We start from the raw sequence: 22571 nt of genomic DNA, 5'->3' as shown, positions 1-22571 counted from the left end.
TCAGGCCGCGCCCCGCACGAGCAGCCGCTCCCCCGCTTTCAGCCGGGCTTTGTCGCGCAACGCCGTGATCGCCGTGGTACCCACCGCCGGCAGCGCCGCCGCCTCGACCAGGTCGAATCCCTTCGGTGCCAACGAAAGCCGGTCCGGGTCGGCGGCGATGTACTCGGCCGCCACCCCGCCGGCGCGCATCAAGCCCCAGACCCGGTCGCCTGCGTTCAGGCCCGGCGCGGCGGACACCACCTCGCCGGTGAAGTCGGCGGGGCCGTGACGGTCGAACCGGGCCGCGCGCATCGTCTCGCCCACTTCACTCCCCTATGTGGAACGCACCTTCCATTTCCTTGCTAAGCTAACGCGTCAACTGGAAGCTGTCGTCCACTTCGGCGGAGGTGAGAACAATGCCCGCGCAGACCTCTCAGATGCTGCGTGCCGACGCCCGGGAGAACCGCAGCCGAGTGCTCGAAGCGGCCCGCGAAATGTTCGCGCGACGCGGCATCGACGTGCCGATGAGCACGATCGCCCGGCACGCGGGAGTCGGCGTCGCCACGCTGTACCGGCGGTTCCCGACCCGGGAGGCGCTGGTCACGGAGGTGTTCACGGACGAGCTGGCCGCCTGTTCCGGGGTGGTCGACGACGCGCTCGCGGACCCCGACCCGTGGCACGGTTTCAGCCGGATGATCGAGAAGGTCTGCACGGCGCAGGCCACCGACCGTGGCTTCACCGAAGCCTTTCTCACGGCCTTCCCGGACGCCATCGACTTCGAACGCGTGCGCCAGCGGGCCGAGCAGGGCTTCGCCGAAGTCGTGCGGCGCGCCAAAGCCTCGGGAGACTTGCGCGCGGACTTCCACCCCAGCGACCTGACCATGGTGCTGCTGGCCAACTGTGGCGTCACCACCAGCATCGACCCGGCCACCGCGTTGGCCACCTCACGCCGGCTCGTGGCGTACTTCCTGCGCGCGTTCCGGGCCGGCTCCCCCGACGAGGACGCTCCCCTGCCGCCACCGGCGCCGCTGGGACTGGACCAGCTGCCCCGTTAGCCCGGATCTCAGCCGATCCGTTGGGCCACAACACCTGGCAACGCGGGCAGATCCAGATGCCTGGCCAGGAACCTGGCCCGGTCGGCGACGGCCGTCACATCGTTCACCACGTGCCCGGTGTCGTACCAATGCTGCTCTTTGGGTTCGCTGGCCGCCGCGTAGAACTCCTCGGATTCGGCTGCTGTGACGCCGATGTCGAAGCGTGCGAACTGGAACAGCAAGGGCGCCGGAGCCGCGTCACCCACGAAACGCACCGCGACGAACGGCAGGCAGAGCGCACTCCCGCCCGCTCCCGCTTCGGCCAGCTGGATCGCCTCCGGCAGGAACGCCTCCCGTCCACCGGTCGTGTGCTGGTAGACCACGCCGGCCTGGTGCCGCGGCGGGTTCGCCGGGGTGACCAGGTACCCGGTGACCGGATCGCCTTCCACGTTGCCGAACCGGCATTCCGAGATGACCGCGCCGGGCCGTTCGGCGATCGGGTCGATGGTGAGGTCGAAGGGCACGTCCTGGCTGTAGTTCAGGTCAACCATGGTGCCGTTCTGGCAAACCTATACGGCCCGGGTCCACAAAGGACCCGGGCCGTATAGGCCGTTATACAGTCTACTCAGGCTTCGTCGAGCCCCCGCCGCTTGAGCAGCGGCTCGATCTCCGGCTCGCGGCCGCGGAACGCGCTGAACGCCGCCATCGGGTCCACGCTGCCGCCGCGGCCCAGGAGGGTGCCGCGGAAGTGGTCGCCGTTCTCGCGCTTGAGGCCGCCGTTCTCGGTGAACCACTGCACGGTGTCGGCGTCGAGCACCTCGCTCCAGATGTAGGAGTAGTACCCGGCGCTGTAGCCGCCGCCGAAGATGTGGTTGAAGTACGTGGTCCGGTACCGCGGCGGCACGCTTTCCAGCGCGACGCCCGCCTTCTCCAGCGCGTCCGCCTCGAAGCGCTGGACGTCGTCCACGCGGTCGTCCACGCCGAGACGGTGCCAGGCCAGGTCGAGCAGCGACGCGGCCAGGTACTCGGTGGTCTTGAAGCCCTCGCCGTACTGCGCGGCGGCCTCCAGCTTCGCGACCTGCTCGGCCGGGAGGGGCTCCCCCGTCTCGTGGTGCTTGGCGTAGTTGGCCAGCACCTCGGGCCACAGCATCCACATCTCGTTGACCTGCGAGGGGTACTCGACGAAGTCGCGCGGCACGTTGGTGCCGGAGAACGTCGGAAACTCCACGCCGGACAGCAGCGAGTGCAGCGCGTGCCCGAACTCGTGGAACGCGGTGGTGACCTCGTCGAAGGTCAGCAGGGTCGGCTCCCCCGCCGGCGGCCGGCTGACGTTGAGCACGTTCACCACGACCGTCTTGCCGCCCAGCAGCCCGGACTGGTCCACGAAGTTGTTCATCCACGCGCCGCCGCGCTTGGACTCACGGGTGTAGTAGTCCATCAGGAACAGTCCGAGGCCGCTGCCGTCGGTGTCGAAGACCTCGAAGATCCGCACCTCGGGGTGGTACTTCGGCAGGTCGTGGCGCTCGGTGAAGCTCAGCCCGTACAGCTGGCTCGCGGCGAAGAAGACACCGTCGTGCAGCACGCGGTTCAGCTCGAAGTACGGCCGCAGCGCGGCGGTGTCGACCTGGAAGCGCTCACGGCGGACCTTCTCGGCGTAAAACGCCCAGTCCCACGGCTGCAGGGTCGCGCCCGGGACGTCGGCCTCGAGGTGGCGCTGCAGCTCGGCCGCCTCGGTGCGCGCGTTCGCGACGGCGACCGGGGCCAGGCGCTCCAGCAGCCCGGCGGCGGCCTCGGCGGTCTTGGCCGTCTCGTCCGAGATCACGTACGCGGCGTGGTTCGGGTAGCCGAGCAGGGCCGCGCGCTCGGCGCGCAGCCGGACGATCTCGGCGACCACGGCGTTGTTGTCCTGCTCGTTGCCGCGGTTGCCACGGGAGACCGACGCGGTGAAGATGCGCTCGCGCACCGCGCGGTTCTCCAGCGACTCCAGGGCCGCCTGCGCGGTCGGCAGGGTCAGCGAGAGGACGTACTTACCCTCCTCGCCACGGTCCGAGGCGGTCTCGGCGGCGGTCGCGATCGTGCCCGCGTCCAGGCCGGCCAGCTCGGCGGCGTCGTCGATCACCACGGCCAGGTCGTTGGTGTCGCGCAGCAGGTTCTGCTGGAAACGGGTCTGCAGGGTGGACAGCTCGCCGTTCAGCTTGCGCAGCTTCTCCTGGTCCGCCTCGGGCAGGCCCGCGCCGGCGCGGCTGAAGTCGGTGTGGCGGCGCTCCAGCAGCCGCAGCGACTCCGCGTCGAGGCCCAGGCTTTCGCGGCGCTCGTACAGCGCGCTGATCCGGCCGAACAGCCGCGGGTTCAGGTGGATCGCGTCGGCGTGCGCGGCCAGCCGCGGGGCCAGCTCGGCCTGGATGTCCTGGATCTCGTCGGTGGCGTTGGAGCCCACGATGTTGAAGAACGTGCCGCCGGCCCGGTCGAGCAGGTCTCCTGCCCGCTCCAGCGCGACGACGGTGTTCTCGAACGTGGGGTCCTCGGTGTTGCCCGCGATCTCCTCGATCTCGGCGCTGTGCCGGCTCAGCCCCTCCTCGAACGCGGGGCGATAGTGCTCCACCACGATCCGGTCGAAGGGCGGCAGGGCGTACGGCAGCTCGCTCGGTGCGGCGAACGGGTTCTCCGGCGAAATCATCGGGTTGTGCTCCTGGTTCTTCACGTCGGTCCCGCCCACCCTACGGGTTCGCCGACCGACGAAAGGATCACTTCGCCCCAGGCCCCCGCCCCTCGACGCCGTGCGTCCGGACGGGCGCGCTCAGTGCCCGGTGCTGCCGCCCACCACGGCGTCGCTCTCGCCGGCCTTGGCCCGGCGGCCGCGCTTCGCCGGCTTGGCCTTGGGCGGCGGCGGGGCGATGCCGGCCAGGCTGCCGCCGTTGTCGTTGACCCGCAGCACGAACGGGCGGGTTTCGGTGTAGCGGATCACCGACACCGACGCCGGGTCCACCACGATCCGCTGGAACGCGTCGAGGTGCTGGCCGAGGGCGTCGGCCAGGATCGCCTTGATCACGTCGCCGTGGCTGCACGCGACCCACACCGCGTGGTCGCCGTGCTCGGCGGTGATGCGGGCGTCGTGCGCGCGGATCGCGGCCACGGCGCGGGCCTGCATCGCGGCCAGCCCCTCACCGCCGGGGAACACCGCGGCGGACGGGTGCCCCTGCACCACCCGCCACAACGGCTCCTTGACCAGCGTTTTCAGCTCCCGGCCGGTCCACTCGCCGTAGTCCACTTCGGACAGCCGGGGCTCGACGGTCTTGGCCAGCCCGCGCTCGGCCGCGAGCGGGGTGACGGTCTGCTTGCAGCGCAGCATCGGCGAGACCACCAGCTCGGCCACCGGCACGCCGGCCAGGCGCTCCACCAGCTTGTCCGCCTGGGCCCGGCCCGTGTCGTCGAGGCCCACCTTCGGCGTGCGCCCCGCCAGCACCCCCGAGCCGTTGGCGGTGGACTTCCCGTGCCGCAGCAAGATGACCGTACTCACGACGCCACCCTAACCGGTGATCTCCGCCGGTCAGCTCCCGACCGGGCCCGCGCCCGGGTCGAGCACCCCGCCGAAGACGAGCCCGAACAGCACCACGCCGAGCACGAGCCGGTACACGACAAACGGCACGAAGCTGCGCGTCTTGATATAGGACATCAGCCACGCGATCACGACGTACCCGACGCCGAACGCCACCAGGGTCGCCAGGATGGTCGGCCCCCACTGGGCGGTCTCGCCGTTCTTGCCGATGTCGGTGAGCTTGTACAGACCGGAGCCGAACACCGCGGGCAGGGCGAGCAGGAACGAGTACTCCGCCGCCTCCGCCCGGGTGTAGCCCATCAGCAGCCCGGCGCTGGTCGTGCCGCCGGAGCGGGAGACGCCGGGGATCAGCGCCAGCGCCTGCGCGAAGCCGAAGCCCAGGCCGTGCGGCACGGTCAGGTCGTCGAGCCCGCGCCGCTGCTTGCCCACCCGGTCGGCGAACAGCAGGATCAGGCCGAACACGATCAGCGTCGTCGCGGTGATCCGCAGATCGCGGAACGCGCTGTCGATCTGGTCCTGCAGCAGCAGGCCGAGCACGATGATCGGCAGCGAACCGACGATGATCAGCCAGCCGAGCCGGGCGTCCGGGTCGTGGCGCCAGTCCTTCCGGAAGATCGAGAAGAACCAGGCCCGCAGGATCCGGCCGATCTTCGGCGCGAAGTACAGCACCACAGCCAGCTCGGTGCCGATCTGGGTGACCGCGGTGAACGCGGCACCCGGGTCGTCCCAGCCGGCCAGTGCCGCGACGATCCGCAGGTGCGCGCTGGACGAGACCGGCAGGAACTCCGTCAGCCCCTGCACCAGGCCCAATACCAGCGCCTCGAACCACCCCATCAAGCCACTCCCGCCAGTTCGTATGCCTCGACGGCCGCCTTCAGCGCCGCCCCGTGCCCGCCGGCGTCCCCGAACGGGGTCACCGACAGGGTCGTCACGCCCGCGCCCGCGAACTCGGTCATCCGCCCGGCGATGCGGTCCACCGGCCCGAGCAGCGAGGTCGCGTCGAGGAAGTCCAGCGGCACAGCCGCTTTCGCTCCCTCGTAGTCCCGGGCGAGGTACTTCTCCTGCACCTCGGCCGCCGCGGCCTCGAAGCCCATCCGCGCGGCGAGCCGGTTGTAGAAGTTCTTCTCCCGGCTGCCCATGCCGCCGAGGTACAGCGCCGCGTGCGCCCGCACCGCGTCCGCGCAGGACCGCCAGTCCTCCCCCACGACCAGCGGCACGATCGGGGCCACGTCGAAGCCGTCCAGCGTCCGGCCCGCTTCGTCCGCGCCCGAGCGGATCCGCGCCAGCTGCTCACCCGCGTGCTCCGGTGCGAAGAACACCGGCAGCCAGCCGTCGGCGATCTCACCGGCCAGCGCCAGATTGCCCGGGCCGATCGCGGCGAGGTACACGGGGACCTGCTTGCGCTCCGGCCGGAACGACAGGCCCAGCACCGTGCCCGGGCCGTCCGGCAGCGGCAGCCGGAAGTGCTCGCCGTCGAACCGCACCCGCCGTCGCGACTGGACCGCGCGGACGATCTCCACGTACTCCCGGGTCCGGCCGAGCGGGTCGGCGAACCGCACGCCGTGCCAGCCCTCCGACACCTGCGGGCCGGAAACGCCCAGCCCGAGCCGGAACCGGCCGCCGGAGAGGGTGTCGAGCGTCGCGGCCGTCATGCCGGTCATCGCCGGGGTGCGCGCCGGGATCTGCAGCACGGCGCCGCCGACGTCGATCCGCTCGGTGCGCGCCGCGATCCAGCTGAGCACCGTGACGGCGTCGGAGCCGTAGGCCTCGGCGGCCCACACCACCGCGTAGCCGAGCTCGTCCGCCCGCCGTGCCAAGGCCAGGTTCGCGATGTGGTCCCCCGCGCCCCAGTAGCCCAGACTGAGTCCGATTTGCACGGACGGGACTCTAACGGGCGCCTCGGCCGCGACACGGCGTCACCTTGGTCAAGTCCTCGCGGGCGCGACCACTAGGCTCGGCCGTCGTGGAGAAGCGACAGCTCGGCCGTTCGGGTCTGCGGGTATCGCGGATGGCCCTCGGCACGATGACCTGGGGCAGCGACACCGACGCCGACGAGGCGGCCAGCCAGCTCGTCGCGTTCGTCGACGCGGGCGGCACGCTCGTGGACAGCGCCGACATCTACGCCGAGGGCGAGGGCGAGCGCCTGCTCGGCAGCCTGCTGGGCGACCTGGTGCCGCGCGACGACGTCGTGGTCGCCACCAAGGCCGTCGCCCGCCGCACCGAGGGCCCGTTCGGCGGCGGCGCGTCCCGCGGGGCGCTGCTGTCCGCGCTGGACGGCTCGCTGCGCCGGCTCGGCACCGACCACATCGATCTCTGGCAGCTGCACGCGTGGGACGCGTGCGTGCCGATCGACGAGACGCTCGCCGCCCTCGAGTACGCCGTGACCAGCGGGAAGGTCCGCTACGTCGGCGTCTCCAATTACGCGGGCTGGCAGCTCGCCACCGCCGCCGCCCAGGCCGCCGCCCTCGCGCCGATCGTGGCCGGCCAGTTCGAGTACTCGCTGCTGGAGCGCGGGATCGAGCGCGAGGTCGTGCCGGCCGCCGGGCACCACGGGATCGGGCTGCTGCCGTGGGCGCCGCTCGGCCGGGGCGTGCTCACCGGCAAGTACCGCACCGGCACGCCCGCCGACTCGCGCGGCGCGTCCAGCGTCTTCGCCGGGTACGTCGAGCACCACCGCACCGAGCGCGCGGCCCGGATCGTGCAGGCCGTCGCCACCGCCGCCGAAGGGCTGGGCACCTCGCCGCTGGTGGTGGCGCTGGCCTGGGTGCGCGACCGGCCGGGGGTGGTCGCGCCCGTGGTCGGCGCCCGCGACACCGGGCAGCTCACCGGCTCGCTGTCGGCGGAAAACCTGAAACTGCCGACGGCCATCCGGAGCGCGCTCGACGACGTCAGCGCCATCGAGGCCGGTTACCCGGAACGGGGGCCGCATTGAAGCGCAGGTGTCTGTTGAGTGACACGGACGTGACGCCACGGGAATCGTGGGGGATGCTGGTGAGGACACCTCGCCGAAGGAAAGCAGGAGGCTTCAAGGTGCGTCGGCTCACCGCCGCGTCGCGGATCGCGATCCCGCTGGCCGGTGCCCTGGCGCTGTCCGCGTGCTCGTCCACCGGTCAGGACAACACCGACTCGCTGCAGGTGGTGAACAACCCCGTCGCGGTGAAGGCGGCCGTCTCCCCCGCGGTGGGTGCGAAGCCCGCCGGCCAGGTCCTGCCGACGCCCGAGGTCTCCGCGGTGGCCACCGACGCGCAGAGCCACACGCTCGTCGTCGCGCTCGCGAAGCCGCCGTCAGTGCAGGTGTACGACCTCGGCTCATTGGGCGCGCCCAAGATCACCGTGCCGCTGCCCGGTCCCGCGGAGAGCCTGTCGGCCTCCGGCGGCCAGGCGCTCGCGAGCATCCCGACGAAGGGCGTGCTCGCCCGGATCACGCTGCCCGGCGGGCAGCTGCGCACCGAGCCGGTGGCCGGGCAGCCCTCGGCCGGCGTCACCGACGGCGCGGACACTATCGTCGCCGTCCGCGACCGCAAGGCCGTGGAGGTACTGGCGAACGGCGCCGTCACCAAGACCATCACCGGGCAGCTCTACAGCGCCGACGACGTGGTCGACACCGGCCAGAACGTGGTCGTGCTGGACCGGCTGCGCACGGCCGTGTTCAGCGTCGACGTGAACGCCGGGACGATGGGCGAGGGCCTGCGGGCCGGAGACGGCGCGGCGAACGCGGTCGCCGACTCCTACGGCCGCGTCCTGGTCACCGACGCCCGCGCCGGCGCGCTGCTGGCGTTCTCCACCGGCCCGCTGATCCTGCGGCAGCGCTACCCCGTGCCGGGCGGGATCTACGGCATCGCCTACGACAAGCAGCGCAGCCTCGCGTGGGTCACCCTCACCGGGACCAACGAGGTGGTCGGGTTCGACGTCCGCGGCGGCGAACCGACCGAGAAGTACCGTTTCCCGACCGTGCGCCAGCCGGATTCGGTCGGCGTCGACGAGCAGACCGGCCGGGTGATCGTGGGCTCGGCCGCCGGAGAAGGGACCCAGGTGATCCAGCCATGACAACGGTCGACGAGGCGGTGGTCGAAGGGGATTGGGAGTACCGCCGCCTGCGGCTGCCCCCAGGGGTTTCCCGCCGGGCGGCGATGGTGCAGCTGTCCATCCACGCCGAGTTCGCCGGGTGGGAGCTGCGCAACGTGCGCCTCTACGCGGACGGCACCCGCCGGATCTGGTTACGCCGCAAGCGAACCGCCACCGACCGGCTCCCCGGGCTCGCCACCTAGTCAACCTCGTGAGTGCCTATGACGGTTAGAACCGTCTTCAACACTCACGAGATCTTGAGGTCACCGAGCCACTGCTGCCAGCTTTCCTCCTCCGCCGCGGTGTCCAGCCCCGAGGCGAACACGTGGTGGCTCGCTACCAGCGGCCCGCGGAAGCCCTGCATGAAGCAGTACAGCGCGTCCGCCGTGCGGATCCCCACGGCCTGGTCGTTCACGGCGTAAACCACCCCGTCGACCGATCCGCCGTCACGCGAGATCTGCACGCGGTCGCCCTCGGCGGGCCGCGCGGACAGCCCCAGCGCCGAACCGAGCCCGGCCCACAGGCGGTCCCAGTCCACCACCGGCGGGCCGAACGCCGTGACCGGCACGGCGGACCGGCCGGTGAAGTGGCCGACGTACTCCACCAGGGTGCGGAAGAACAGCGCCCCGCCGGCCGTCATCGCCTCGAACTCGTCCTCCCAGTCGTCCCCGGGCAGGAAGCCGCTCGTGACGCAGCGGACCACGGAGCTGCCGCCCGCGCGGCCCTCGACCAGGAACTCGTACGCGATCTTGCGCCCGTCCGGTCCGGGCTCGTCGCCGTAGGCCAGGCGCGCGGGCGGGTCCCATTCGCGAATGGAGAACTCCGGCTCGTAACCGGCGAACGCGCCGCGCACGGTGCCGCCGAGGCCGGACTCGACCTCGTTGCGGCCCATGAACCACGAGTCGATGCCCGGCCCGGTCGCGATCGCGGCCCAGACCTCCTCCGGCGTCGCGTCGATCTCCGCCGACTCCCGGATCTCGAATTCCTTGCCCACGTCAGGACTTCCGGTCTTCCGGCGACGGCGCAGGCGCGTCCGGCACGCTCGGGTGCACCGCCACGACCACGCGGTGCGGACGGCCTTTCTCGGCCGTCTCGTCGTGGTACTTCCCCACCAGCGCGGTCACGGCCACCGCCAGTTCCTCGGCGAACGCCGCCCGGTCGGCCGCCGAGGCGAACCGGACCTCGCCGTCGAGCGCGAACGTCGCCACCCGCTGGCGGGCCTTGGCCCCGCCGCCGATCAGGATCCCGACGTCGCGCACCAGCCGGCCCGCGACGGCCAGCAGCCACCGCGCCGAGAGCCGGTCCGGCGACTGCGCGGGGTCCGGCTGCACGGCCGACAGCGCCGCCGGTGAGATGACGTACGACGCCGCCGTCGCCCGCATCATCCGCTCGGTGACGTTGCCCTTCCGCCGCTCCTCGACCAGCTCCACGAGCCCGTGCTTTTCCAGCGCGCGCAGGTGGTAGTTGACCTTCTGGCGCGGCAGGTCGACGCGCGCCGCGAGCATCGTCGCCGACGCGGGCTGCGCCAGCTCGGAGAGCAGCCGCGCCCGTACCGGGTCCAGCGAAACCTCGGCCGCCGCCGCGTCTTCGATCACCGCCACGGGAAACATGCGGTCATCGTGCTGCCGAAAAGGCAAGTTGTCAAGAATCGGAGTCTTGTCGGTAGGTCGCGTGCACCTGCGCGACGATCCGGGGCACGACCTGCGCCGCCGCCTCCAGCGGGACGACGTGGCCGACGCCCGGCAGCACCACCGCCGTGCCGTTCGTGAGGCCGCCGACCAGCTGTTCCACGTCGTCGGCCGCGACGATCCGGTCCCGCTCCCCCACGATCGCCGTCACCGGCAGCCCGCCGACGCGCGAGAGCGCCGCCTCCCGCGCGTACGCGTCGAGCGCCGGCCGGAACTGCGCGACGGTGTGCGGCCAGTTGCCGCGGATCATCTTCACGGTCAGCTCGACCAGCTCCGGGTCCGGGTCGTCGCCGAACAGCCACCAGCGCAGGCCCGCGCTCACCGCGCGGCTGGTGTGCTCGCGGACCAGGCCGTACAGCTTGCCGCCGAGCACCATTTCCAGGTCCTGCGCCAGCTTGCCCAGCGCGTTCGGCCACGCCGCCGACGCCTCCGTGGCCAGCCGCCCGGACGACGTCGCGAGCAGCACCAGCCCGGCCACGCGGCGGGCGAACAGCTCCGGGTGGCGCTGGGTGAGCGACATGATCGCGAGCCCGCCCATGTCGTGGCCGACGAGCAGCACCCGGCCGTCCGGCACGGCGTGCTCGATGACCTCCGCCAGGTCGTCGCCGAGCCGGGCCATCGTCGCGGTGCCCCGGTGGGCGCGGCCGGACCGGCCGTGCCCGCGGTGGTCGTAGCTGACCACCGCGAGCGGCTCGTCGACCGCGGCCGTGAGCACCGGCGCGATCCGGTCCCAGCTGCGCTGGTCGAGCGCGTACCCGTGCAGGAGCAGCACGGTCACGGCCGCCTCGGGGTCGCCCCGGCGCACGACGTGCAGGGGCGTCCCGTCGGCGAGCGTGAAGTCCGGCATCAGGAGGAGCGCAGGAACCGGTCCAGCACGCGGGTGCCGAACTTGAGCGCCTCGACCGGCACCCGCTCGTCGACGCCGTGGAAGAGCCCGGAGAAGTCCAGGTCGGCGGGCAGCTTCAGCGGCGCGAAGCCGAAGTTGCGGATGCCCAGCTGCTGGAACGACTTCGCGTCCGTGCCGCCGGAGAGCATGTACGGCAGGACCCGGGCGCCCGGGTCCTCGGCGATCACCGACGCCGTCATCGCGTCGACCAGCGCGCCGTCGAACGTGGTCTCGACCGGCGACAGCTCCATCCACTCCTTCTCGATGTCCGGGCCGAGCAGCTCGTCGAGCTCGCGGTCGAACGCGTCGATGCGGCCGGGCAGGATGCGGCAGTCCACCGCGGCCTCGGCGACCGACGGGATGACGTTCGACTTGTAGCCGGCGGTGAGCATGGTCGGGTTCGCGGTGTCGCGCAGGGTCGCGCCGATCATCCGGGAGATGTTGCCCAGCTTGGCGACCGAGCCCTCGATGTCGTCCTCGGGGAAGTCCCAGCCGGTGATCTCGGTGACGCCGGCCAGGAACTCGCGCACGGAATCGGTCAGCACCAACGGGAACTGGTGCTGGCCGAGCCTCGCGACCGCCTCGGCGAGCTTGGTGACGGCGTTGTCCCGGTGGATCATCGAGCCGTGGCCCGCGGTGCCGCGCACGCGCAGCTTCATCCAGCGGATGCCCTTCTCGGCCGTCTCGATCACGTACGCGCGGACGTTGTCCTTCAGCGTGATCGAGAAGCCGCCGACCTCGCTGATCGCCTCGGTGACGCCCTCGAACAGCTCCGGCCGGTTCTCCACCAGCCACTGCGCGCCGAACTTGCCGCCGGCCTCCTCGTCGGCGACGAAGGCGAACACCAGGTCGCGCGGCGGCACGATGCCGTTGATCTTGTAGTGCCGGGCCAGGGCCAGCGTCATGCCGACCATGTCCTTCATGTCCACGGCGCCGCGGCCCCAGACGTAGCCGTCCTGCACCGCCCCGGAGAACGGGTGCACGGACCACTCGGACGGGTCCGCCGGGACCACGTCGAGGTGGCCGTGGATCAGCAGCGCGCCGCGCGAGGGGTCGGCGCCGGGCAGCCGGACCACGACGTTGTGCCGGTTCTTCCCACCGGACTCGACGTAGGTGATCTCGTAGCCGGCGTCGGTCAGCTTCTCCGCGACGTACTCGGCCGCGGCGCGCTCGCCCACGAGGGTTTCGGGGTCGCCGGTGTTGGTGGTGTCGATGCGGATGAGCTCGCTGGTGAGCGTGACGGACTCGTCCGCGGCGGCGTCGATCAGGTTCGGTTCGGTCACCGGCCATTCCTATCATCCGGCCCGGCCGCACGCCGCCGTCCCGCACCGCGGGACCGGATTCCCCCCGGCTTCAGGCGCGCTCGAGCGCGGAGACCACCTCGGGCACCGGGCGCAGGTGCTCGTTCAGCAGGCGCCGCGCCGCGGCCTCCTCGTGCCCGTCGATCGCGGCGACCAGCTGCCGGTGTTCGGCGTCGATGATCGACAGCCGCTCCGGCCGGGCCTCCAGCGCGCGGACGGCGACGCGCTGCTGGCGTGAGCGCAGCGTGTCGTACAGCTCGGTGAGCACGGTGTTGCCCGCGGCGTTGACGATCGCGCGGTGGAACTGGCGGTCCAGGCCCGAGACGGCGAACCAGTCGCGGTCCTTCCCGGCCCGGTCCATCTCCTCGATCAGCCCGGCCATCTCGGCCGGCGCGCCCGTCCGGGCGGCGCAGACCTCGCCGAGCGCGTGGCCCTCGATCAGCCGGCGGCTCTGGTAGACCTCTTCCAGCTCGCGCGCGGTGACCGTGCGGACCTGCGCGCCCTTGCGCGGCAGCAGGCTGATGAACCGCTCGGCCTCCAGGCGGTGGAACGCCTCGCGCACCGGTGTCCTGGACACGCCGACCACCCCGGAGACCCACAGCTCGTCGAGGAAGCGGCCGCCTTCCAGCGCGCCGGAGATGATCCCGTCGCGCAGCCAGGCGTACACCCGATCCCGAGCCGGTCCGCCGCCCTCGACCGGGACCGTGCCCGGTGCGGTGGTGGTCATGCCTCTCCCCTCGTCCGGCGCCCGCGTCGGCGCGTGGCGAGCCTACACCCCTGGACCGGGCGATATCCGCCGTGTATACACGGTGCACACAGATATTGGCGGTCACTGAACGCCTGCCCGATCCGGAAAGGACACTCCCCCATGGTCCACGTGGCCGTCGCGCAGTTCACCCCGACCGACGACAAGCCCGCCAACCTCGCCGCGGTGGCCCGGCTGGTCGACGAGGCCGCGGGCCGCGGTGCCCGGCTGGTGCTGCTGCCCGAGTACACCATGTTCACCGTGCCCGCGATGGACGAGCGGTTCGTCGCCTCCGCCGAGGACCTCGACGGCGCCTTCGTCACCGGGCTGCGCGACCTCGCCAAGGACCGCGGCGTCGCCGTCGTCGCCGGGATGAACGAGGCTTTACCGGGCGGCTCGCGGATCTCGAACACACTCGTCGCGGCCGGTCCGGACGGCGCGATAACCGCGCTGTACCGCAAGATCCACCTCTACGACGCGTTCGGCTTCCGCGAGTCCGACGTGGTCAAGGCCGGGGACATCACCGCGCCGGAGACGTTCGAGGTCGACGGCCTCACCTTCGGCCTGCAGACCTGTTACGACCTGCGTTTCCCGGAGGTGACGCGGCGGCTCGCGGACGCGGGCGCGCAGGTGGTGCTGCTGCCCGCGGAGTGGGTGCCGGGGCCGCTGAAGGAGTACCACTGGAGCACGCTGGTGCGGGCGCGCGCGATCGAGAACACCGTCTACGTCGCCGCCGCGGGCCAGGCCGCGCCCACCGGGTCCGGCACCAGTTTGGTCGTCGACCCGATGGGCGTGGTGGTCGCCTCGCTGGGCGAGCAGACGGGGACCGCGGTCGCCGAGGTGACGGCGGCCCGGATCGCCGAGGTGCGGGCGAAGAACCCGGCGCTGGAGCTGCGGCGGTTCACGGTCGTCGAACGCTGAGCCGCGGGCCTCAGGAGCGCGGCTTGACCGGCTCCTGATAGGTCTCCCACGACTTGGCTTGGTGCGTGACCTCGTCATAGGGGTAGGGCATCCCGCCGACCACGATGAACTTCTCGCCGTTCTCCTCGATGACCTTTCCCTCCAGCTGGTCGACGTCGATCTTGAGGTCCCGTTTCAGCCGGTACCTGAAGTACTTGCGAGGGTCGATCACCATGGTGCCCACCGGGGTCTCCAGCGCCCCCTTGTGCACCATCATGATGACGTCGAGGACGGCCACGAACTCGAAGGCCTTCCCCGCGATCCCCTCCACGCCCTCCCGCAGGCCGCCGGCGGGCTCCGTCCCTTTGGCGGCCCCGGCCGTCTTGGGCAGCCGGACCACCTCGGGCACGGTGCCGCCGGACGGTGCGGCCGGTTCCGGGCGCACCGGGCCGACGGGCTCGGCGGCCGGCTTCGGCACGGTGGCCGGTGGCGTCCCGGCCACGGGTGGCGCGGAGCCGGCCGGACCCGGCCCGGGCGTGATCGTCTTGCCCCACAACAGTTCTGTGCGGACCGGTGGCCGCGGTGCACCGCCTTCCGGCGTGCCGATGGCCGCCGTCCGGGCCGCGGTCTTGGTCGAGACGTCACCAGGACCGGTCAGCGAAGCGCGGGCCGGGCCGTACGCCTCGATCGACTGCGCGCCCAGATGTTCGGCCAGCGCCCGAAGGCGGGCCTGACAGCTCGGGCACGGCACCTGGTCCACCGCCACCGTGATCCGTCCACCTGGGACAGAACCGGCGGGCAGCCGCGCCCGCAGCGCGACCGCCGCCTGGCCTTCGGCGTGGTCCGCGCCACCGCCCCGGTACTGGCCGAGTTCGGTCGCGACCTGGTTTCCCTGCTGGTCGGCGATGGTGACGACGCCGTTGGTCTGGTAGCCGGGCCCCAGCGGCTTGCCCACCCCGGCCGGGTCGATCTCCGGCACCTTGTTGGCTTCCGCGCCACGGCCGGGCGCGGCCGAGGAGAAACCCCGCTGGTTCAGCACCTGCCGGGACAGGTCCGCGGGCGTCGGTCGCTGCGCCACCGCCCCGCCCCGGACGTCGATCGCCGCACGCAGCCGCTGGGCGTAACCCGCGAGGCTGGCCGCCTCGGGGCCGGAGGCCTCCCCGACTGCCGAGCCTGGACAGCGCCGACAGGTACTCGTCCTGCAGCTGTGCGTTCGACAATCCCGCCAGGTCGCCCAGGTCCGGGGCACGGGCGATGACGGCGCCGCCCCGGTGCGCGACGGTGACCGGCGACCCGACGGCCACGCGGTCGCCCGCCACTGCCGCCTCCCGCTCCGCGTGGCCTTCCGGCGCGCCGAAAGCCGGGATCGCCCCAGGACGTGCTCCCTGTTGCTGCACGACGTGGGTGAGCTCGTGCGCGATCAGCCGTTGGCCGGCCATCGTGTCCGGCCGGTAGGCGCCGCCGGCGAACACCACATGGTCACCAAGGGTGTACGCGGACGCGGCGACGCGGTAGGCGGACTCCGCGGCCCGCCCGTCGCTGTGCACCCGGACCCGGCTGAAGTCGTGGCCGAACGCTCCTTCGGCACGGGTGCGAAGCCGGTCATCCAGCGGATGCCCCGGCGAAGCGACCACGTCCGTCACGATCTCCGGAGATTGCCTTCCGATGACCTCGGCCACGGCCCGCTGGTCGCGCTCGGCCGACGTGGTGACGCGCGCAGCCTTCGGCTGTTCGAACATCGGTAGAGCATCGCCGGGTGCCGTCACCGCGGCGTCACCTACTGAGTGGCGTCCTCGGGCTCCCCCGCGCCACGGCCGATCTCCTTGACCACCGCGGCCGCGCCGGGCGCCGCGGCGAGCTGGTGGGCGAGGTCCAGGGCCACCGAAAGTTCCGTGCCCGCGGGGACAACACGGTGGACGAGCCCCCAGCGCGCCGCGGCCGCCGCCGTCAGCCGGCCGTCGCCGCGGCGCAGCTCGCGGGCCAGCTCTTCCGGGAGTTCGCCCGGCACCCCCGCGGGCGGGTCCGGCAGCGCGAACTCGGCGTGGTCGGCCGCCACGATCAGGTCGGCCACCAGCGCCAGCTCGAAACCGCCGCCGCGGGCGAGGCCGTTGACGGCGGCGATCACCGGCTTGCCGACGCGGAACAGGTCGTGCACCCCGGCGAACCCGCCCGTGCCGGGGGTCAGGTCCCAGCCGTCGCAGAAGAATTCGCGGCCCGCGCCGGTGACCACCCCGGCGTGCAGCCCGGGATCCTGGCTCAACCGCATCAGCGCTTCGAAGAGCGCCCGGCTCACGTGCAGGTCCATGGCGTTGCCGCCCGGACGGTCGACGGTGGCGACGAGCACGCCGTCGAAGACTTCGGTGCGGACAAAGCTGGGGGACGCGGCGGTCATGGTGTTCCTGGTGGCGCGGCGGGAGGACCGGACAGCGGGGACGCTAGCCGTACCGCGGCCCGGTGGCAATTCGCCCCCGACTGACCCGACAGTCAAGAGGCGGTCGCAATTCCCTTTCGCAGCAGCGATCTGCTATCCCGAGCCGCGGCCGCCGGTGTGAGTATTGCGATTATCGCAACGCCGGGTTACCGTCTTCCGGCATGGACGAGACGGAGCAGCTGCGGGCGCGGGTCCGGGAGCTGATCCGGTCCATGCCGGGAGCCCAGCGGGAGTTCGCCGCCGCCATCGGGCTCGACGAGACGAAACTGTCCAAGGCGCTCACCGGCACCCGCCGGTTCTCGCCCCACGAGCTGGTCCGCGTCGCCGAGTACTGCGGCGTCACGGTCAACTGGCTGCTCAACGGCAGCGACGACGCGAAGACCGTCACCGCGGTCCCCGCGCCGGCCGCGCGCCCGGCCAGCGATCCCGGGCACCACCGGCAGTCCGAGCCGAGACGGCGGATCCTCGAGACCGCGTGGCGGCTGATCGCCGAGCGCGGCTACCACCGGGTGCGCATCGCGGACATCGCGAAGGCGTGCGGCACCAGCACCGCCACCATCCACTACCACTTCCCGAGCAAGACCGAAGTACTCAACGAAGCGTTGCGGCGCAACGTGAAGCTCGCGTTCGACCGGCAGGTCGCCGAGCTGCACGCCGTCGACGGCGCCCACGACCGGCTGCTGAAGCTGGTCGAGCTGCAACTCCCGGCCGACGGCGTGCTGCACGCCGAATGGTCGGTCTGGCTGCAGGTGTGGAACGAGGTCTCGCTGAACCCGGCGCTGCGGTCGCTGTACACCGATTCGTACGACCGCTGGCACCGGACCATCCTCATGACCATCCGCACCGGCCAGGAACAGGACGCGTTCCACGTGACCGACCCGGAGGCCGCCACCGAGCAGCTCACCGCGCTGATCGACGGGCTCGGCATCCAGGTGCTCACCCACAAGCCCGGCAGCACCGTGGCCACGATGCGCGCGCACCTGCACGACTTCATCGAAAGGTCGATCGTCAAGGGAGCCTGATGAACCACGAGGTCATCGTCACCTGCGCCCTCACCGGCGCCGGGGACACCGTCGGCCGGAGCCCGCACGTGCCGGTCACACCCGCCGAGATCGCCGCCAGCGCGATCGAGGCCGCCAACGCCGGCGCGGCGGTGGTGCACATCCACGTCCGCGAGCCCGGCACCGGGGCGCCCTCACGGGAGGTCGCGCTGTACCGGGAGGCGGTGCGGCTGGTCCGCGAGTCCGATGTGGACGTCGTGGTCAACCTGACCGCCGGCATGGGCGGCGACCTGGTGCTCGACCAGGAGGACCCGCTCAAGCCGGTCGACGGCACCGACCTGGTCAGCGCGCTGGACCGGCTCCCCCACGTCGAGGAGCTGCTGCCCGACATCTGCACGCTCGACTGCGGCTCGCTGAACTTCGGCGAGGGCAGCCAGCTCTACGTGTCCACTCCGGACATGCTGCGCATCGGCGCCCGGCGCGTCCAGGAACTCGGGGTGAAGCCCGAGCTGGAGATCTTCGACACCGGGCACCTGTGGTTCGCGTCCAAAATGGTCGAGGAGGGCCTGATCGACGCGCCGCCGCTGTTCCAGCTCTGCATGGGCATCCCGTACGGCGCGCCCGCCGACCCCGGGCTGCTGCAGGCCATGGTGAACATGCTGCCCGAGGGCGCGCAGTGGGCGTCGTTCGCGATCGGCCGGGACCAGATGCCGTGGGTCGCGCAGTCGGTGCTGCTCGGCGGGCACGTCCGGGTCGGCCTGGAGGACAACCTGTACCTGGCCCGCGGGGTCAAGGCGACCAACGGGCAGCTGGTCGAGCGCGCCGTCGGGATCGTCCGGGACCTCGGCGCCACCGTCGTCGGGCCGGACCGGGCCCGCGAGATCCTCGGCCTGAAGGAGCGGGTCCATGCCTGACGTATCCACAGTGGACACGGTGGACACCGTCGCCTGTGTCGGCGCCGGGGTGATCGGCGGCGGCTGGGTCGCGCACTTCCTCGCCCAGGGCTTCCGGGTCCAGGCGTGGGACCCCGCGCCGGACGCCGCCGCGAAGCTGACCCGGCTGGTCGACGCCGCGTGGCCCGCGCTCACCAGCCTCGGCCTGGCCGAGGGGGCGAGCCGGGACAACCTGATCGTCACAGCGACGCTCGCCGAGGCCGTCGAGGGCGCCGGGTTCGTGCAGGAGAGCGCGCCGGAAGACCTGGCGCTCAAGCAGAAGCTGCTGGCCGACATCGACGCGGTCACCGCGGCCGGGGTGGTCGTCGCGTCGTCGACCTCGGGTTACGGCATGACCGAGATGCAGGTCGCGGCGAAGACGCCGGAGCGGCTCGTGGTGGGCCACCCATTCAACCCGCCGTACCTGATCCCGCTGGTCGAGGTCGTCGGCGGGAAGCTGACGTCGCCGTGGGCGGTCGAGTGGGCGAGCGCGTTCTACCGGCGCGTGGGCAAGACCGTGATCACCATGGACGACGAGGTGCCCGGCTTCATCGCCAACCGGCTGCAGGAGGCGCTGTGGCGCGAGGCCCTGCACATGGTCGCGAACGGCGAGGCCACCGTCGAGCAGATCGACACCGCGATCACCGACGGGCCCGGCCTGCGCTGGCCCGCCCACGGCCCGATGCTCACCTTCCACCTGGCCGGCGGCGAGGGCGGCATGGCGCACATGCTCGACCACTTCGGGCCGTCGCTGAAATCGCCGTGGACCCGCCTCGACGCGCCCGAGCTGACCAAGAAGCTGCGCGACGCCGTAGTCGAGGGCTGTGAGGAGGAGGCGGGTGAACGCACCATTGCCGACCTCGTCGCCGAGCGCGACCGGGCGATCATCGCGATCCAGGAGGCCGTCGGGCGGGCTCGCCGTGGGTGAGCCGCTGGTCCACCGCGACCGGGTCCGTCCGGAGTGGATCGACTACAACGGCCACCTCTCCGAGCCCTACTACGTGCTCGTCTTCGGCGACGCCACCACCGCGCTGATGGACGCCACCGGCCTCGACCCGGCGTACCGCACGGCCACCGGCGCCTCGCTGTACACAGTGGAGGCCCACGTCCGGTACCTGCGTGAGGTCGGCGCGGACGCCGAGCTGGAGGTGGCCACGTCCGTGCTGTCGGTCGGGGCGAAGAAAACCCGGCTGTGCCACGAGATGCGCGTCGCCGACGAGCTGGTGGCCACCGAAGAACTGCTGTGCCTGCACGTCGCCGGCGGCAGAGCCTCGCCGTTCCCCGACGACATCGCGGAGCGGCTCCGCCAGTACGCCAGCCCGGTCCCGGACTACGCGGGGCGCGCGATCGCTTGAACCTCCCGAACACCGTCCCCACCGAAAAGACTCCTATGGAAGCACGATGTACTGATCCGACCGAAAGCAGGCGGACACGGTCCGCAGCCGATCTGCTCGAAGAAACCCTTTTCCGCCGTGGCTGCCGTCGGATTAGTACCGAACAGCACAGTAAGCCGAATTCCCTGTCCCGCCGCCGGTTCTTGACCGCGGCCGTCGGCGGTGCCGCGATTCTGGGCGCCGCTCCCCTGCTCACGGCGTGCGGCGGGAGCGGCGTCGCGGCCGCCGCGCCCACCGGTCCACCGCGGCGCGGCGGCACGCTGCGCGTCGGCGTCACCGGCGGCGGCGCGTCCGACACCCTCGACCCGCACATCCCGGCGACCAACCCGGACATCGCGCGGGTGATCAACCTCTACGAGCCGCTGCTGATCCGCGACCACGAGTACCGGCTGCAGCCGGTGGTGGCGCAGTCGCTGACCTCGTCGGCCGACGCCCGGACGTGGACCGCGGTGCTGCGCGAGGGCGTCAAGTTCCACGACGGCCGCCCGGTCACGCCCGCCGACGTGGTGGCCACGTTCAAGCGGATCACCGACCCGAAGGACCCGAAGAGCGGCGCCGCCGGGCTGACCATGCTCGGCGAGGTGGTGCCGTCCGGGAGCATGACGGTGGAGTTCCGGCTGACCGAGCCGAACGCCGGCTTCGACGATCTGCTCGGCCAGTACTCGCTCGGCATCGTGCCGGCCGACTTCGACGTGAAGCGGCCGATCGGCACCGGGCCGTTCCGGCTCGACCGGTTCACCGCCGGGCTGCAGAGCACGTTCGTGCGCAACGAGCACTACTGGCGGCCCGGCCAGCCCTACGCCGACCAGCTGGTGCTGATCAACTTCGCCGACGACGACGCCCGGATCAACGCGCTGCTGTCGTCGCAGGTGGACGCGATCGACCAGGTCCCGGTGGCGCTGGTCGACGTGCTGCGCAGCGATCCGCGCATGCGCGTGCTGACCTCCGGCACCGGCACCTGGCTGCCGTTCACGATGCGCGTGGACCGGCCGCCGTTCGACGACGTGCGGGTGCGCCAGGCGCTGCGGCTGGTGGTGGACCGCGAGCAGATGATCAACCAGGTGCTCAGCGGCCAGGGCCGGGTGGGCAACGACCTGTACGCGCCGTTCGACCCCGCGTACGCGAGAGAACTGCCGCAGCGGAAGCAGAACATCGACGAGGCGAAACAGCTGCTGGCCGCGGCCGGGAAGCCGGACCTCGACATCGAGCTGGTCACCGCGCCGATCCAGGCGGGCGCGGTCGAGGCGGCGCAGGTGTTCCAGCAGCAGGCGAAGGCGGCTGGGGTGAATGTCCGCATCCGCAAGCTCGACACCACCACGTTCTACGGGGAGAACTACCTGTCCTGGGACTTCGCGCAGGACTTCTGGTACACCCGCAACTACCTGCCGCAGGTCGCGAACGGCTCGCTGCCGAAGTCGCCGTACAACGAGACCCACTGGAGCGACCCGGAGTTCACCGACCTGGTCACCCGCGCCAGCTCCACTGTGGACACCCAGGCCCGGGACGCGTTGCTGCGCCAGGCCCAGCGGATCGAGTACGACCGGGGCGGGCTGATCGTCTGGGGCTTCGTCGACCAGGTGGACGCCCACCAGGCCTACGTCGCCGGGCTGGTGCCCGACCGGACCGGGGTCTCGCTGTCGGGCTACCAGTTCCGTGAGGCCTGGCTCGGCACAGCCGGAGGAGGTGCGGCATGACCCGCCTGATCGTCAAACGCCTGCTGGTCAGCCTCGCCGTGCTGTGGCTGGTGACGCTGCTGGTGTTCGTCGCGACGCTGCTGCTGCCGGGCGACCCCGCCCGCGCCATCCTCGGCCAGCAGGCGACGCCGGAGCGGATCGCCGCGCTGCAGCACCAGCTGCACCTCGACGAGCCGGTCTGGCAGCGCTACCTGGACTGGCTGGGCGGGCTGCTCACCGGCGACCTCGGCACGTCGACCTCCACCCAGGGCCCGGTGACGGCGCTGCTCGGCGACCGCGTCTCGGCGTCGTTGCTGCTGCTGGTGCTCGCCGCCGTGATCGCCGCCCCGCTCGGCCTCGCGCTCGGCACCTGGAGCTCGCTGCGCCGCGGCCGGGCGGCCGACCAGGCCGTGTCGGGGATCAGCCTGGTGATCGCGGCGCTGCCGGAGTTCGTCATCGGCGTGTCGCTGATCGTGCTGTTCGCGACCACGGTGTTCAAGGTGCTGCCGTCGGTCACGCTCACGCCGCCCGGCGAGGCGGTGTGGCGGCAGCCGGGCCAGCTCGTGCTGCCCGTGGTGACGCTGGTGCTGGTGGTGACGCCCTACATCAGCCGGATGATGCGCGGGACCATGAACGACGTCCTCGACTCCGGTTACGTCGAGATGGCCCGGCTCAAGGGCCTGCGCGAGCGAACCGTGCTGGTGCGCCACGCGCTGCCGCACGCCGTGGGGCCGGTCGCGCAGGTGGTCGCGGTGCAGCTGGCCTGGCTCGCCGGCGGGGCCGTGGTGGTCGAGTTCCTGTTCCGCTACCCCGGCATCGGCCAGGCGCTGATCGACGCGGTGGCCAAGCGTGACGTCGCCGTGGTCCAGGCGATCACGCTGATCATCGCCGCGGTGTACATCGTGGTGAACCTGCTCGCCGATGTCGTCGGCATCCTGGCGAATCCGAAGCTGCGGACGGAGGCGGCATGAGCACACAATCGCGGC

24 protein-coding genes and 1 pseudogene are annotated in these 22571 nt (G+C 72.0%); 11 read left to right on the top strand and 14 right to left on the bottom strand.

Annotation, left to right across the window (positions count from 1 at the left end; genetic code table 11):
• The gene (locus OG943_RS12070) at window positions 1-303 is read right to left on the bottom strand and encodes a hypothetical protein (protein WP_328609825.1); all 303 of its coding nucleotides are present in this window, start codon (window positions 301-303) and stop codon (window positions 1-3) included.
• A gap of 92 nt (window positions 304-395) precedes the next feature.
• Here OG943_RS12070 and OG943_RS12065 point away from each other — a divergent pair, with 92 nt between their 5' ends.
• On the top strand, window positions 396-1034 hold the full coding sequence (locus OG943_RS12065) for a TetR/AcrR family transcriptional regulator (protein ID WP_328609824.1): 639 nt from the start codon (window positions 396-398) through the stop codon (window positions 1032-1034).
• Between the two features lie 8 nt (window positions 1035-1042).
• On the opposite strand, the gene OG943_RS12060 is transcribed toward OG943_RS12065, so the two are convergent.
• The 5 genes from OG943_RS12060 to OG943_RS12040 all read right to left on the bottom strand — a co-directional run bounded on the left by OG943_RS12060 (window position 1043) and on the right by OG943_RS12040 (window position 6446).
• Window positions 1043-1564, bottom strand: coding sequence for a hypothetical protein (locus tag OG943_RS12060; RefSeq protein WP_328609823.1), 522 nt, complete (start codon window positions 1562-1564; stop codon window positions 1043-1045).
• Between the two features lie 74 nt (window positions 1565-1638).
• Window positions 1639-3690: a M3 family metallopeptidase gene (locus OG943_RS12055; protein WP_328612050.1), complete on the bottom strand. Its 2052-nt coding sequence runs from the start codon at window positions 3688-3690 to the stop codon at window positions 1639-1641.
• 120 nt (window positions 3691-3810) lie between these two features.
• Entirely contained in the window at window positions 3811-4530 is a 720-nt protein-coding gene (locus OG943_RS12050; RefSeq protein ID WP_328609822.1) for a histidine phosphatase family protein, read from the bottom strand.
• Between the two features lie 30 nt (window positions 4531-4560).
• The gene (locus tag OG943_RS12045) at window positions 4561-5403 is read right to left on the bottom strand and encodes an undecaprenyl-diphosphate phosphatase (protein ID WP_328609821.1); all 843 of its coding nucleotides are present in this window, start codon (window positions 5401-5403) and stop codon (window positions 4561-4563) included.
• Complete coding sequence (locus OG943_RS12040) at window positions 5403-6446, bottom strand: LLM class F420-dependent oxidoreductase (protein WP_328609820.1); 1044 nt, start codon at window positions 6444-6446, stop codon at window positions 5403-5405. Before OG943_RS12040 ends, OG943_RS12045 begins: the two co-directional genes overlap by 1 nt.
• An 86-nt stretch (window positions 6447-6532) precedes the next feature.
• Here OG943_RS12040 and OG943_RS12035 point away from each other — a divergent pair, with 86 nt between their 5' ends.
• The 3 genes from OG943_RS12035 to OG943_RS12025 all read left to right on the top strand — a co-directional run bounded on the left by OG943_RS12035 (window position 6533) and on the right by OG943_RS12025 (window position 8837).
• A complete protein-coding gene (locus tag OG943_RS12035) occupies window positions 6533-7501 on the top strand; it encodes an aldo/keto reductase (protein ID WP_328609819.1) in 969 nt (322 codons plus the stop codon).
• 98 nt (window positions 7502-7599) lie between these two features.
• Window positions 7600-8616: a YncE family protein gene (locus OG943_RS12030; protein ID WP_328609818.1), complete on the top strand. Its 1017-nt coding sequence runs from the start codon at window positions 7600-7602 to the stop codon at window positions 8614-8616.
• On the top strand, window positions 8613-8837 hold the full coding sequence (locus OG943_RS12025; RefSeq protein WP_328609817.1) for a DUF5703 family protein: 225 nt from the start codon (window positions 8613-8615) through the stop codon (window positions 8835-8837). The genes OG943_RS12030 and OG943_RS12025 overlap by 4 nt, the downstream gene beginning before the upstream one ends.
• A 44-nt stretch (window positions 8838-8881) precedes the next feature.
• On the opposite strand, the gene OG943_RS12020 is transcribed toward OG943_RS12025, so the two are convergent.
• The 5 genes from OG943_RS12020 to OG943_RS12000 all read right to left on the bottom strand — a co-directional run bounded on the left by OG943_RS12020 (window position 8882) and on the right by OG943_RS12000 (window position 13236).
• On the bottom strand, window positions 8882-9628 hold the full coding sequence (locus OG943_RS12020; RefSeq protein WP_328609816.1) for an SRPBCC family protein: 747 nt from the start codon (window positions 9626-9628) through the stop codon (window positions 8882-8884).
• A gap of 1 nt (window position 9629) precedes the next feature.
• Window positions 9630-10244, bottom strand: coding sequence for a winged helix-turn-helix domain-containing protein (locus tag OG943_RS12015; RefSeq protein ID WP_328609815.1), 615 nt, complete (start codon window positions 10242-10244; stop codon window positions 9630-9632).
• Window positions 10245-10275: 31 nt separating this feature from the next.
• Window positions 10276-11169, bottom strand: coding sequence for an alpha/beta fold hydrolase (locus tag OG943_RS12010; RefSeq protein WP_328609814.1), 894 nt, complete (start codon window positions 11167-11169; stop codon window positions 10276-10278).
• Window positions 11169-12491, bottom strand: a complete 1323-nt coding sequence (locus tag OG943_RS12005) for a M20/M25/M40 family metallo-hydrolase (protein WP_328609813.1) — start codon at window positions 12489-12491, stop codon at window positions 11169-11171. The genes OG943_RS12010 and OG943_RS12005 overlap by 1 nt, the downstream gene beginning before the upstream one ends.
• A gap of 70 nt (window positions 12492-12561) precedes the next feature.
• Complete coding sequence (locus OG943_RS12000; RefSeq protein ID WP_328609812.1) at window positions 12562-13236, bottom strand: GntR family transcriptional regulator; 675 nt, start codon at window positions 13234-13236, stop codon at window positions 12562-12564.
• A 141-nt stretch (window positions 13237-13377) separates the two neighbouring features.
• On the opposite strand from OG943_RS12000, the gene OG943_RS11995 reads away from it, so the two are divergent.
• Window positions 13378-14175, top strand: a complete 798-nt coding sequence (locus OG943_RS11995) for a carbon-nitrogen hydrolase family protein (protein WP_328609811.1) — start codon at window positions 13378-13380, stop codon at window positions 14173-14175.
• A gap of 10 nt (window positions 14176-14185) precedes the next feature.
• Here OG943_RS11995 and OG943_RS11990 read toward each other — a convergent pair whose 3' ends face one another.
• The 3 genes and pseudogenes from OG943_RS11990 to OG943_RS11980 form a co-directional block, all read right to left on the bottom strand.
• The gene (locus tag OG943_RS11990) at window positions 14186-15232 is read right to left on the bottom strand and encodes a hypothetical protein (protein WP_328609810.1); all 1047 of its coding nucleotides are present in this window, start codon (window positions 15230-15232) and stop codon (window positions 14186-14188) included.
• A 361-nt stretch (window positions 15233-15593) separates the two neighbouring features.
• Window positions 15594-15893, bottom strand: a pseudogene (locus OG943_RS48330) (eCIS core domain-containing protein); the annotation flags it as partial.
• Window positions 15894-15931: 38 nt separating this feature from the next.
• Window positions 15932-16546 carry an enoyl-CoA hydratase-related protein gene (locus OG943_RS11980; protein WP_328609808.1) on the bottom strand — a complete coding sequence of 205 codons (615 nt, stop codon included), beginning with the start codon at window positions 16544-16546 and terminating at the stop codon, window positions 15932-15934.
• A 200-nt stretch (window positions 16547-16746) separates the two neighbouring features.
• Between OG943_RS11980 and OG943_RS11975 the strand changes: the two genes are divergently transcribed.
• The 6 genes from OG943_RS11975 (at window position 16747) to OG943_RS11950 (ending at window position 22556) form a co-directional block, all read left to right on the top strand.
• Entirely contained in the window at window positions 16747-17607 is an 861-nt protein-coding gene (locus OG943_RS11975; protein WP_328609807.1) for a TetR/AcrR family transcriptional regulator, read from the top strand.
• Entirely contained in the window at window positions 17607-18500 is an 894-nt protein-coding gene (locus OG943_RS11970; RefSeq protein ID WP_328609806.1) for a 3-keto-5-aminohexanoate cleavage protein, read from the top strand. Before OG943_RS11975 ends, OG943_RS11970 begins: the two co-directional genes overlap by 1 nt.
• Window positions 18493-19446: a 3-hydroxyacyl-CoA dehydrogenase NAD-binding domain-containing protein gene (locus tag OG943_RS11965; RefSeq protein ID WP_328609805.1), complete on the top strand. Its 954-nt coding sequence runs from the start codon at window positions 18493-18495 to the stop codon at window positions 19444-19446. Before OG943_RS11970 ends, OG943_RS11965 begins: the two co-directional genes overlap by 8 nt.
• Complete coding sequence (locus OG943_RS11960; RefSeq protein ID WP_328609804.1) at window positions 19439-19873, top strand: thioesterase family protein; 435 nt, start codon at window positions 19439-19441, stop codon at window positions 19871-19873. Before OG943_RS11965 ends, OG943_RS11960 begins: the two co-directional genes overlap by 8 nt.
• Window positions 19874-20055: 182 nt before the next feature.
• Window positions 20056-21606, top strand: coding sequence for an ABC transporter substrate-binding protein (locus tag OG943_RS11955; protein WP_328609803.1), 1551 nt, complete (start codon window positions 20056-20058; stop codon window positions 21604-21606).
• Complete coding sequence (locus OG943_RS11950) at window positions 21603-22556, top strand: ABC transporter permease (protein WP_328609802.1); 954 nt, start codon at window positions 21603-21605, stop codon at window positions 22554-22556. The genes OG943_RS11955 and OG943_RS11950 overlap by 4 nt, the downstream gene beginning before the upstream one ends.
• Window positions 22557-22571: the final 15 nt, after the last annotated feature.

This window comes from Amycolatopsis sp. NBC_00345 (assembly GCF_036116635.1).
Taxonomy (GTDB): Bacteria; Actinomycetota; Actinomycetes; order Mycobacteriales; family Pseudonocardiaceae; genus Amycolatopsis.
Note: the sequence above shows the minus strand (reverse complement) of the source record. Positions and strands in the feature narration are given on the sequence as shown.

What these genes read in the sequence shown, in the direction of transcription:
- OG943_RS11970 (WP_328609806.1), top strand. Translation starts at nt 17,607, where the DNA reads ATGAACCACGAGGTCATCGTCACCTGCGCCCTCACCGGCGCCGGGGAC.
- OG943_RS12025 (WP_328609817.1), top strand. Translation starts at nt 8,613, where the DNA reads ATGACAACGGTCGACGAGGCGGTGGTCGAAGGGGATTGGGAGTACCGC.
- OG943_RS12010 (WP_328609814.1), bottom strand. Translation starts at nt 11,169, where the DNA reads ATGCCGGACTTCACGCTCGCCGACGGGACGCCCCTGCACGTCGTGCGC.
- OG943_RS12055 (WP_328612050.1), bottom strand. Translation starts at nt 3,690, where the DNA reads ATGATTTCGCCGGAGAACCCGTTCGCCGCACCGAGCGAGCTGCCGTAC.
- OG943_RS12015 (WP_328609815.1), bottom strand. Translation starts at nt 10,244, where the DNA reads ATGTTTCCCGTGGCGGTGATCGAAGACGCGGCGGCGGCCGAGGTTTCG.
- OG943_RS11980 (WP_328609808.1), bottom strand. Translation starts at nt 16,546, where the DNA reads ATGACCGCCGCGTCCCCCAGCTTTGTCCGCACCGAAGTCTTCGACGGC.
- OG943_RS11965 (WP_328609805.1), top strand. Translation starts at nt 18,493, where the DNA reads ATGCCTGACGTATCCACAGTGGACACGGTGGACACCGTCGCCTGTGTC.
- OG943_RS12060 (WP_328609823.1), bottom strand. Translation starts at nt 1,564, where the DNA reads ATGGTTGACCTGAACTACAGCCAGGACGTGCCCTTCGACCTCACCATC.
- OG943_RS11975 (WP_328609807.1), top strand. Translation starts at nt 16,747, where the DNA reads ATGGACGAGACGGAGCAGCTGCGGGCGCGGGTCCGGGAGCTGATCCGG.
- OG943_RS12045 (WP_328609821.1), bottom strand. Translation starts at nt 5,403, where the DNA reads ATGGGGTGGTTCGAGGCGCTGGTATTGGGCCTGGTGCAGGGGCTGACG.
- OG943_RS12000 (WP_328609812.1), bottom strand. Translation starts at nt 13,236, where the DNA reads ATGACCACCACCGCACCGGGCACGGTCCCGGTCGAGGGCGGCGGACCG.
- OG943_RS11995 (WP_328609811.1), top strand. Translation starts at nt 13,378, where the DNA reads ATGGTCCACGTGGCCGTCGCGCAGTTCACCCCGACCGACGACAAGCCC.
- OG943_RS12065 (WP_328609824.1), top strand. Translation starts at nt 396, where the DNA reads ATGCCCGCGCAGACCTCTCAGATGCTGCGTGCCGACGCCCGGGAGAAC.
- OG943_RS11950 (WP_328609802.1), top strand. Translation starts at nt 21,603, where the DNA reads ATGACCCGCCTGATCGTCAAACGCCTGCTGGTCAGCCTCGCCGTGCTG.